This window comes from Kocuria subflava (assembly GCF_012163155.1).
GTDB classification, from domain to species: Bacteria; Actinomycetota; Actinomycetes; order Actinomycetales; family Micrococcaceae; genus Kocuria; species Kocuria subflava.
In genome coordinates, this window is sequence record NZ_JAAVUN010000059.1 from 1 (window position 1) to 3,133 (window position 3,133).

At 55.4% G+C, this 3,133-nt stretch carries 3 protein-coding genes; all 3 read right to left on the reverse strand.

From position 1 onward, the window contains the following. Nucleotides 1-104: 104 nt before the first annotated feature. The 3 genes from GTW58_RS12850 to GTW58_RS14755 all read right to left on the reverse strand — a co-directional run bounded on the left by GTW58_RS12850 (nucleotide 105) and on the right by GTW58_RS14755 (nucleotide 2,826). Nucleotides 105-452, reverse strand: a complete 348-nt coding sequence (locus GTW58_RS12850; RefSeq protein ID WP_168023541.1) for a hypothetical protein — start codon at nucleotides 450-452, stop codon at nucleotides 105-107. A gap of 1,568 nt (nucleotides 453-2,020) precedes the next feature. After that, nucleotides 2,021-2,236 carry a hypothetical protein gene (locus GTW58_RS14750; protein ID WP_232818145.1) on the reverse strand — a complete coding sequence of 72 codons (216 nt, stop codon included), beginning with the start codon at nucleotides 2,234-2,236 and terminating at the stop codon, nucleotides 2,021-2,023. Beyond that, nucleotides 2,233-2,826, reverse strand: a complete 594-nt coding sequence (locus GTW58_RS14755) for an integrase catalytic domain-containing protein (RefSeq protein ID WP_232818144.1) — start codon at nucleotides 2,824-2,826, stop codon at nucleotides 2,233-2,235. The genes GTW58_RS14750 and GTW58_RS14755 overlap by 4 nt, the downstream gene beginning before the upstream one ends. Between the last annotated feature and the right edge of the window lie 307 nt (nucleotides 2,827-3,133).

Below are 3,133 nucleotides of genomic sequence, written 5' to 3' on the forward strand. Positions count from 1 at the left end.
CCATCCTGGAGGCCTCGACCCCTACCCGACCCCCGTGACACGCACCCCGCTTGGGCCCTTACCCACACTCATTTGGGAAGGGCCTGTTTAATCATGTCGCGTATTCAATTTTGCGCCACTATCCAGGTGAGGCCCATCTCCTTTGCTGTGGCGGCCAGTTCGACAGCTGCCCTGATCGACTCCATTTCACCCGTATTGGGCCTTCGTGACGGGTTTGGATTTTTGATCGGCGCCCAATGGTAATTGCTAAACGAATTGCGCGGAGAATTGAGAAAATCACGTTGCGTTGAATCTACAGCCTGTTGAATGCCGAGTGACTTTGATGGCCCACGACTTTCCGATGGACTTTTGAAGAATTCCGAATCTCTGGTTTTTAATAGGGGGCTGGAGCGAATTGTTTCAATCTCCCGCAAAGGGCTTTGAGGGGCCTTGGAATTCAATTTTCCGTTCACCTCGTGCCAAAATTGGTCGCCGGTCTCAGCGACTGTATAGGGTCCTTCGGGATTTGGATACCCTGAACCAGGGTTGCCAGGGAGAAACGTCCAAAAGTCATGCCACCATTCATGGGTCCCGGTTGGTGCGTGCGACAGTTTTCTAGGGTCCAGAAAGCAGCAACTTGCTAGAAGGGTTCCTTGGGCATATTGAGAGTATAGGGCCCTTCGAATTGCCGTTGACGGACATGCATAGCGAACTACAACTGATGGATTTTGACTGGCGATAGCATCGAGCGCCTCAAGTTGGGCGTGATTACGGTGTCGCTGGCCGTTCAATTGGTAGTGGGATCGTGCGTCAAATCGAAGGAATTCTTGATCCCTCCAAAGTCTCTGCCGATGGTTTCTTGAAAATTGTGTGGGGCGTTTGTACTGTAGGAACGTATTGACATTTCTAGCGATTGGAGGCAAATTTACCGCGGCCGCCTGCGCTCCTGGTGTCACGGGACCGGTGAAACTTCCGAATAGAAGCTTATAGGTAGTAGAACTAGGACTGAGGTAGACTGAAAAGTCAAAGCCCAAAGTCTTCTCGAGTACTTGACCCGGACTAAACATTGATGGTAATGACTGTTGTCGAGATTGCCCACCGAGCGCAAAACTTGCGTTAGCTAGTGTTTCGAATTCCTTCTCTTCAAACTCTGCACTCGTTCCCATGGGTACTCCAATAAGTTTCCGTTCGGATTGACTTTGTGATCATTATACACTATCAGACGGAGTTTATGATTATAGGGTAAACCTGTGACGCTGTTCAGTCTCTCACAAATGATCTTACATGCTATTAAATTCGCGATATTTGGAGGCCTGAATTTCCCGTTTACAACCGAGGGATGTGAGTGTAACCAATGGTTTTGGGGCTTGAGTGTTAGGACGTGGAGAAGTTGACTTTAGATATGATCTCTACATTGTAGTAACTTGATGACGCCCCCTCAAAAAATTAGCCCTGATGCCTGTATATTTATGCCACGCGGTTCCGGAGATGATTCTATTCTGAAATCTTTAGCCTAAAAACAAAACAATTCCTTTCGGTCACCGTGGTCCGCACTTTTTTCGCTGTGTGAGCGTATTTAGTTTCGGAGTGGTGATTTCGCGCGTTTCAGTATTGAGTGTGGGTGTCCGGTCTCAGGCGGGTCACTCGATAGCGTTAATTAACTGACCCCCTTCGGCTTGACGAGGACCAGGGAGTGTTCTTGGTCGCAGGCAGTGTGCCTTACCTTTCGAGCCCATCGATCCCAGTCGAGACCTGGTGGGGGAGTTGCCCTGGTGTCGTGATCATGGAGAAGAAGGCTGCCGTCTCCAATGGAGCGTCTCTACGTCAGATCAATGAGGTCGTCGACGGGGTGTATTTGTATACGGAAACTCGCGTCAGCTTCGATTGGGCGACCCAGGTGACTTCCTGCTCAGATCGCTTGAGTCAATAGCTATCACCCACCCCGTGATGCCTCATGTCAAGACCTCTGGATGGGTGAGTCGTTGCCTCAGGTGGGTTTCTCGGGATGCGGGGGTTCGTTGCCTCAACTGTTTCCTCCGCTTCAGCCTGCGGCGGTGGTCTGGTTGTGGTGGGCGCGTGCCTTGGCTTGGACGAGGGTCTCGAGCGGGCCGGTGAGGTCGAGGATCTGGGGTTGCAGCGCGCCGAGGTTGAGTTTCTTGAAGCGGGCGTTCATCGTGATCACGGGCCGCTTGAGGGTCGCGGGGTGTGCCCAGGCGCGTTGGTGCGGGGTCGCGGCCTGGTGGTACTTCTTGATCACCTTGGCCCGTCGCAGTGTTTGGAGGCCAGCTTGACGGAGGGCAGGAAGTAGTTCGCGAACGCGTCATCGGCTTCCCAGATCTGATTCAGCAACTTCAGCTTGGCGTCTGGGTCGTATCGGAAGTAGCAGACCAGTTCGCGCACCCGTGCGCAGTTCTTCTGCTCTACATAGCAGCCGTCGTTCTTCTTGCCGGATCGGCGCCGGGTGAAGGTGATCATGTTCGTCTCGCAGTAGTGCAGCAGGTGGTGGTTGATGAACTTGGATCCGTTGTCGCTGTCGATCCCGAGGATCGGGAAGGGGAACATCGCCGCGGTGGTATCGATGGCCTCGATCACCCACACCCGTGCCTTGTTGGGCACTAAGCGGTTGAGGGTCCACCCGGTGGCGATGTCGGTCATTGTGAGCGTGTAGCAGTACTCCCCAGAGGCGATGCCGCTGTCGTGGGCGACCAGGTCGATCTCGACGAATCCCGGGGTGGCATCGTTCCAGTCGGCGAAGGTGCGGATCGGGATCTGGTCCTTGAGCAGGGATCCAGGCTTGGTGCGCGAGCGGCCCCGCAGTATCATCCGCCGTCGTTCCTCGGCGAGCATCCGCCTCGATCATGGCCGCTGAGATCCCGCTCAGCTGATCGGCCTGGGCATCGGTGAGGTCGATCTCGCCCTCGGCTCGCAGCCGCGGCACCAGGACCGGCATGAAGGGCCCCATGATCGTCCCGGCTGGGGCCCGCAGTAGCACCCAGCATCGAATCCGCGCCGGCAGCAGATCATCCCCGTAGGTCCGCTGGCGCGGCCGGCGGGCGCGCACTGGCTTGATGACCAGCGCCTGGCCCGAGTCGTGCCAATTTAGTGTGTTGGCCATTCGGTGCCGGTGGCGGTGAGGATCTCGCTGGCGGTGCCG